This window comes from Tunicatimonas sp. (genome assembly GCF_049647865.1).
Lineage (GTDB): Bacteria > Bacteroidota > Bacteroidia > Cytophagales > Cyclobacteriaceae > Tunicatimonas.
The window spans coordinates 1-8043 of sequence record NZ_JBARYM010000589.1 but is presented as its reverse complement, the minus strand read 5'-3'; the positions used below and the strand labels follow the sequence as shown (position 1 = coordinate 8043).

At 45.5% G+C, this 8043-nt stretch carries 3 protein-coding genes; all 3 read left to right on the top strand.

Features of this window, described 5'->3' with window-relative positions; all coding sequences use genetic code 11:
• On the top strand, positions 1–2597 hold a 2597-nt coding region (locus tag WBA23_RS17410), incomplete at its 5' end, for an ATP-binding protein (protein ID WP_424583561.1).
• 7 nt (positions 2598–2604) lie between these two features.
• The gene (locus WBA23_RS17405) at positions 2605–6270 is read left to right on the top strand and encodes a hypothetical protein (RefSeq protein ID WP_424583560.1); all 3666 of its coding nucleotides are present in this window, start codon (positions 2605–2607) and stop codon (positions 6268–6270) included.
• A 51-nt stretch (positions 6271–6321) separates the two neighbouring features.
• On the top strand, positions 6322–7854 hold the full coding sequence (locus WBA23_RS17400; RefSeq protein ID WP_424583559.1) for a vWA domain-containing protein: 1533 nt from the start codon (positions 6322–6324) through the stop codon (positions 7852–7854).
• The last annotated feature ends 189 nt before the right edge of the window (positions 7855–8043 follow it).

Sequence of the window (8043 nt, the reverse complement as noted above, 5' to 3'; positions counted from 1 at the left end):
GTATCAGCCTGAGTCAGCAAAGTTATCTCCCTATGCGAGTCAGCTTTGTTGTGGCTTTAGGGATAGGTCTCTTGCTTAGTGCCTTCGGACAGGTTCCTACTTTTGCTATGGTGATACTCGGGGCAGCATACTTTATTGTGCTCTACCTATTCAACTTACCGCGTTTTCTCACCCGGATTAGCTACATCACTTTTCTATACGTGTTCGCTGGGGCCTTTGTGAGTGCTGCTGCCTGCGCTATAGCCGCCTACGATATGTACCAAATTGAAACATTGGACAACAAACAGAAATTTGCTAACCAATTGCTGGTAGATAATGACATTCTGGGCGAGTACCTACTGCAAGAGGCCGGTAACAAAATCCAGAACGACCCACTTATTAAAAATCGCCTGTTCAGCCCATTAGGCTCTAAGAATATTATCCGACAGAAGATTAAGCGAATCTATTTGGGTAACTACTTCGACCGCTACGAAATTAAAGTGCATCTCTTCAATAGCAAGGGACAGACGCTAGATGAAAGCCCTAATTTTACCTACGATGAATGGAAGGAAGATATAAATAGTTTGCGCTTTGCTACTGAGTACCCAAACATCTTTTTTATCAATCAGAATACGTCGCTTTTAGATACAGAGAGCACCCAACGCTACTATTTGTTTTTAGATCTGGAAAACTTCGGCAATACGATTGGCTCTATTATCGTTGAGTTAGTTCTTAGGCGTTTTATACCCAACCAAGTTTACCCGGAGCTGTTGGTAGATCGTAGTTCTGTGCAAGATTACTCTAGTAGCGACTTCCGTTACGCTATATTTACCCCAGCGCAGCCTGAGAAAGGTGATGCTAACCAGATACGCTTCACTTCGGGTAACGCCCAGCTCTTCGACTATTTCGTTAATTACAATTTTAAGATAGTCGATAGCGAAACGAATATTAATCGAGGTGATTATAACTATCTCATTCTTAAGGGGCAAGACGATGAATATATTGTAATTGCCTCGCCCGTGTATTCATTCATCAATATTATCTCCAACTTCTCTTTCCTATTTCTTCTTCTGGTATTCGCCATTTTGCTGCTGTTGGGTATATACTCATCTTATTTCGTGTTCAGCCAGGGCAATCTGAATTTTTCTACTAAAATTCAGCTTTACCTAAATGCCGCTTTCTTCATGCCCCTGCTGGCACTGAGTATTACTACCATCAGTATTATTAGTAGCTCGTATAACCAAGAAGTTGATCAAATATATTTGGAGCGCACCGATCAAATCAGTCGCAACTTAGTAGCCCCATTTGAAGAATTTAGTCGCAATAACTTATCTCCTGACGATCTCTCGGCTACGGTGAATCAGATTGCTAGCGTCACCGAGACCGATCTGAATGTTTTTGATACTTCCGGCAAATTGGTAGTAGCCAGCCAGCCACTAATTTATGAAAACGGATTGCTGTCTCGCTACATTAACCCGCAAGCGTTAGTTCCTATTAAAGTGGAAGGCGAAACCAAGCTTGTGCTGGAAGAATCAGTGGGTGCTCTTTCGTATAAATCATCTTATGTTGGATTACGCTCCTTTCAAACCGGACAGCTATTAGGCATCATTAGTATTCCGTTCTTTGAGTCTCGTAGTCAGTTAGAAGCGCGCATCATTCAGGTGTTAACCAACGTGATGAACATTTTCACCTTTGTTTTTATCGCTTTCCTAATTATTTCTTACCTGGCCTCAGTGCTGCTTACATATCCTTTAAAGTACATTACTCAGAAGATTCGCCGTACTTCTTTGTCAGACTATAACGAGCCCCTTTCTTGGGATAGTAACGATGAAATTGGGCTGATGGTGGGCGAATATAATCGGATGCTGGTGAACCTTGAAGCCAGTAAAGCAGCCTTAGCACGAAACGAAAAAGAGTCTGCCTGGCGGGAAATGGCTAAGCAGGTAGCCCACGAAATTAAGAATCCGCTCACCCCGATGAAACTCAGTCTGCAACTTCTCAAACGTAAACTGGCCGGTGAGTTTAAAGAGGGTATGGATGCCGATGAGGTGCAAAATATGGATAAACCGCTGGATACGTTGCTTCATCAGATTGATACTCTGAGTGACATTGCCAGTTCTTTTTCTTCTTTTGCCCAGATGCCCCTGCCCAAGAGTGAACCTTACGAATTAACTGAGGTAATAAAGCGAACTGTAAATCTCTACGCCGAAGAAAATATATCTATTGACTTGGATATTCAGGAGGGTGAGTTTGTGGTGCTAGGCGATAAGCAACTGATGGGTAGAATTCTCAGCAACTTGATTATTAATGCTAAGCAATCAATACCCAAAGATCGAGAACCCGCGGTACAAGTAAGCCTACAACAATTTAGCACCGATCGGGTAATATTGAAAGTAAGCGATAATGGTACAGGCATAGCCAAAGAAATCCAGAATAAAGTATTTTTACCCAACTTTAGCACCAAATACGCCGGTTCGGGCATTGGGTTGGCTATTGCTAAACGAGGCATTGAGCACGTTGGGGGCCGCATTACTTTCGATACTAAAGAAGGGATTGGCACCACATTTCTAATAGAATTGCCTTTGGTCACTAAGCAACAGTCCGTGGTCGAACTCTAGACCACATATGCTAAAAACGGCACTGGCTTTTCTTCTCTTTCTATTCGTAGGATACATATCCGCCTACTCCCAGTCGGCACTCCCCCCTCCCGACTCAACCAGTTACACCATTTGCCGTACCCTTCCCTACACTACCGACTCGGTTTGGGTAGATTCGCTCTCTATCGTTCCTGAATCTTTGGAAGTAATTATTAATGGTGACACGTTACCTCCCCATCAGTTTCTCTACAATTATGCGTCAGGCTACCTACTGGTAAATCAGACTTCCGGAGACGATATTGCTGAAGTTGAACTCTGTTACCGGCGGTTGCCCTTTAGCTTACACCAAGTGCACGCCCGACGCGATTTATCAGTGTATGATTCTACTGCGCTGTTCCAAGAAATTCGCTACGCCAATCGTTATGCTACCCCATCAGTTTCGTCGCAGGAAACACTGATCAGTACGCCTAAGCTTCAGAAGAGTGGTAGTTTGAGTAGAGACATCTCGTTTGGCAATCGGCAGGATGTATTTGTGAATGCTGCGCTAAACTTGCAATTGGAAGGACAACTGACCGATGATCTATCTATTCGAGCGGCGATTACTGACCAAAATGTCCCGTTACAGCCCGATGGAACCACCCAGCAGCTTCAACAATTTGATAACGTATTTATTGAGTTTGAACACCAGTACGCTACGCTTACGGTAGGCGATGTGCAACTGCATCACGCTGGAGCTTCGGTAGCCGGAGTATCTCGTAACGCATCATTACTGGCGCAGCCCGGAAAGCCGTACTTTATGAAATACCGTCGCAATGTGCAGGGTGGACTTTTACAGTCTCATTATTCGGTGAGTAAAAAAGGAAAAGCCCAAACTTCCGTAGGCGCAGCGATTGCTAAAGGAAGATTTACTTCTGTCAATCTCACCATTCAGGAAGGCATCCAAGGTCCTTATCGCTTGAATGCTGCTACTAACCGACGAGAAGAAAGTGGGCTAATGTTTTATATTCTTGCTAACTCGGAAAAAGTATACCACAACGGAGAGTTGCTCCAGCGCGGCTTTGACCAGGACTATACGATTGATTATAACTTAAGCGAAATCACCTTTACTCCTCGAGTAGTGCTCACCCAGTTTTCTCGTATTGTGGTAGATTACGAGTACGCCGAGCGTAGTTACAGCCGAAGTATTCTCACCGCTAATCATCAGCAGACTCATAAAAAGGTATCGTTCTCGGTGAATTTCTACCAGGAGAGTGACCACGCGCGCCGCCCCATTGGCTTCGAGTTGACCAATGACGACTACCTACAACTTAGTGAAGCGGGCGATCAAGCGGTTAACCAATTAGTTTCTGCCGTCGATACAGTTAGCCAAAACGGTAGTGATCTAGCCTTTGGAAACCAAAATGCGGATGTGCCGGGCGTAGGCAATGTGTATCGAATTTTGTACGCTCAACGGGATACAGTTGTCTCCGGTCAGTCTTACCAAGTTTTCGTCTTTAGCTCGGAGGACGAAGCTATCTACCGACCGCGGTTTAGCTTGGTGGGAAGTGGTTCAGGCGACTACGTGCTCAAAAATAGTCAGGTGAACGGAAAAGTCTTTGAGTGGGTAGCACCGCAGAATGGTATTTCAAAGGGAAGCTACGCGCCTACTCAGCAACTATTGGCACCCCAACGCCGACGAGTAGTATCAGTCAACACCGAAGTTGCCCTTTCCAATAAGGATCAGGTATTTACCGAAGTGGCTTTCTCTGAAAAGAACCTCAATACTCTGTCCGAACTTGATAGTCAAGATGATCGCGGAAAAGCTTTGGTGCTTGGTTATCGTAGCCAGCTTCGACCATTATTTAGCGGGTCAGCGTACCGCTGGTCGCAACAGATCCAGTTTGAATATACCGATCGTCATTTTCAAGCAATTGATCCGTTTCGTCCGGTGGAATTTGAGCGAGACTGGTCTTCTCTCTTTCGTTCAACCCCGCCGCCCATCACCGACGATCATATTTTGCAAGCCCAAACCCAATTAGTAAAGAACGCTCACAACCGACTACAGTACCGCTGGGTGGGACGCAAACAAACGAATTGGCTGAATGGAAGTCAACATTCGTTGGAAGTTGCTCAGGAGTGGGGCGGCTTTCGGCTGAGTGGCCGCGGATTACTGATGCAAAGTCGTTATTCGCAACAACAGGCTTCTTGGAAGCGAGTTAAAATTGATATTCATCGCCCGATGCGCTGGCTTACTCCGGGTTACACCTATCGGCGGGAAGAAAATGAAGTTCGGAATATAGAAACTGACTCAGTAGCATTTAGTGCTGAACACTACGATGAACACCAGTGGTATTTAACGAAAGGTGATAGCATTCAGGGTACATTCCGGCTGGACTACCGGATTCGGAATAACCGTTTGCCCCTGGGGGGGAAGATGAAAGCTCGGGAACAAGTTCAGATGCTACAAGCCAATTGGGATAAGCAATTAGGTGAACACCACCAATTGCGACTCAACGCTACTTACCGAAATATCGCACCCCGAAACCAGGAGCTTTGGAAGACTGGTGCCAATACGAACCTGCTGGCTCAAACGGTCATGGGACAATTAGACTGGAAAGGCAGTCTGCTAAAAAAATCATTGCAGATGTCACTGGCTTATACCTTAGCAAATGGACGAGAGATCAGGCGGGATTTTATCTATGTTCGGGTGCCCACTGGTGAGGGGTTGTTCACTTGGCGTGATAGCAATGGCAATGGGGTTGAAGAACTTGATGAGTTCTTTGAAGCGCGATACTGGGATGAGCGTAATTACGTACGAGTTCTAGTGCCTAGCAATGACTATATTCAGGCGTTTACGAACCAGTTAAGTTATCAGCTTAAAGCGCAATTTCCGCGCAGTTGGCAGAAAAGCAACGGGTTGAAACCCTGGTTAGCTCGCATCACGAATGTTACTAGTCTGCAAACCCTTCATAAGCAGACCGATGATAAACTAGCAGCGCGAGTATTACCCGGCTACCAAGTTAGTGAGAATAACTTGCTTTCGGCTAAGCAACAAGCCCGTACTACCTTTTTCTTTAATCGGCAAAATCCTCGGTTTGGGGCCGAAAGTGGGCTACGAACTACCCGTTGGAAGCAGTTACTTCAGCAGGGTAGCGAAGACCGGTTAACCCAAGTGTACCGAGGGCAACTACGCTACCAGTGGAACCGTAAATGGAAAGTAACGCTAGAAGGCCAACAATCGCACCGGAAGTACACATTGGAAACGACAGGAACCACGAACAGTGCTCGTAATTTTGATATTACTGCTCACCGCCTAGCCCCTGAACTACACTGGCAACCGCATCTGGATATTCGGCTCGTGACTCGAGCTTCCTGGACTAATAGAGTAAATTCCTCAACTGTTCTGCCCGAAGCACCGACCGAAGAAGCCACCTTACGTTCAGTAGGCTGGGAAATTCAGTCGAGCCGCGTAATGAAACGAAATATAAATGCTACGCTGGAGTGGCTAAAGATTGATTATACTGCCGATGCTACCCAAGCCGTAGCCTACGAGATGCTAGAAGGATTACTACCGGGCAACAACGCCCGATGGACGGTAAACCTCCAACAACAACTGCTAGAAGGGTTGCAGCTCACGGTTAATTACCAAGGAAGAAAGTCGCCAGAACAGGCAACCGTACACAGCGGTAGCGTATCGGTACGGGCATTATTTTAGGCAAATTATATTGTTTACGTTTTCACTTACGACGATTGACGTTGATAGTCTATGAATATTTTCCAGCGATTTACGTTATTGAAATCAGTAAATTATCTCAAGAAAGGCTCCATTCTAACTACCTTATTTGATCAAATGAATTTCTCACCTTTCCAACGTAAGAGTTACATAAAACGAAAGAGAATCGCGGCACGTACGATATACTTTTCCTTCATTTTTTCCTCACTAATTATTATCGGATTTTCCCACTCCGCTATCGCCCAAATACAAGTACAACGCCCTCCCGAAAAAACCCGGATGCTGTTTCTGCTAGATGCTTCGGGCAGTATGTTTGCCGAGTGGGGCAATAGCTTGCGGATGGATGTAGCGAAGAGCATGTTGGTTGATCTGGTAGATTCGCTGCGGGTAGATGATAATTTGGAACTAGCCCTGCGAGTATACGGTCATCAGTTTCATCGTCGGTACCAAAACTGCGAAGATACTAAGCTGGAAGTAGGTTTCGCTCCAGGGAATCATAACCAAATTATCGGTAAGCTTAGGCAAATCCAACCGGCGGGGGTTACCCCAATTGCCTATTCACTAGAGCAAGCCGCTCGTGATTTTCCCATTAATCCCGATTATCGTAATGTAGTAATCATTTTGACCGACGGAATTGAATCATGTGGGGGCGATCCGTGTGCGGTATCGGTAGCGTTACAGGAGCGGCAGATATTTCTGAAACCTTTTGTCATTGGCTTAGGCATTAAAGAAAACTTTGAAAAAGAGTTTTCCTGCGTCGGTCAGTACTTCGATGCTAAAAATCAGCAGGAATTTCGGCAGGTGTTGAATAAAATCTTAAAACAATCATTGGAGACCACCACGGTGAGTGTAGAGTTACTGGATCAGGATAAGCAACCCACCGAAACCAACGTGAACGTTACCTTTACCAATAGCGTAACCAAAGCCGCCCTCTACGACTTTGTGCACTTCCGCGATGCCCAGGGCCGCCCCGATTCGGTGATTGTGGATGCTGTTCTCTCCTACGATGTGGTGGTAAACACCATTCCTCCCGTAGCCCAGCGCAATGTTACTTTTGAAGGCGGAAAACATAATGTGATTTCTATTCAGGCACCGCAGGGAACCCTTGCCCTAAAACAGCCTAGCCATTCTGAGTACGCCAGCGGAGTGAGTGTGCTGGTCCGCCCCGCCGGAAAAGGCAATCTTATTAACGTACAGCCCTTTGCCCAAACCGAAAAGTACTTGGTGGGCAACTACGATTTAGAGGTGCTAACCTTACCTAAAACCTACTTCCGCAACGTTACAGTTACTCCCGGAGAAACCACCGAGTTATCCTTACCCGGCCCCGGACTGCTGAATATCAACTTTGTGAAGCAGGGCATTGGTAGCTTATACCAGCTAAACGATCAAGGCCGCCAACGCTGGGTCATGGATTTTGACCCCAAGGAAACCCGCGTTACCACCGCCATTCAACCGGGAAAGTATAAGCTAGTCTTCCGCGACGAAGATGCCTTCGGCAGTAAGTACACCGAGGCCAAAGAGTTTCAGATAAAAACGGGTAGTACCGCGAATATTAAGTTTTTTTAGTTCACCTGTTTTTACCTCGAAAAAGATAAGGTATCAGATTTTTGTTTGGTTATACTGAATCGGTAGAGAACTAATGGTAAACTTTTCTATGATGAGATCACCTAATTCTGGATAGCTTATATCTTCACGAATAGTATTTCGTACATTTAGATATGGTAAAGCGATTTTACGTAGATACTTCAGTAATCG

Coding starts and splice junctions, on each gene's coding strand:
- WBA23_RS17405 (WP_424583560.1), top strand. CDS start 2,605: ATGCTAAAAACGGCACTGGCTTTTCTTCTCTTTCTATTCGTAGGATAC.
- WBA23_RS17400 (WP_424583559.1), top strand. CDS start 6,322: ATGAATATTTTCCAGCGATTTACGTTATTGAAATCAGTAAATTATCTC.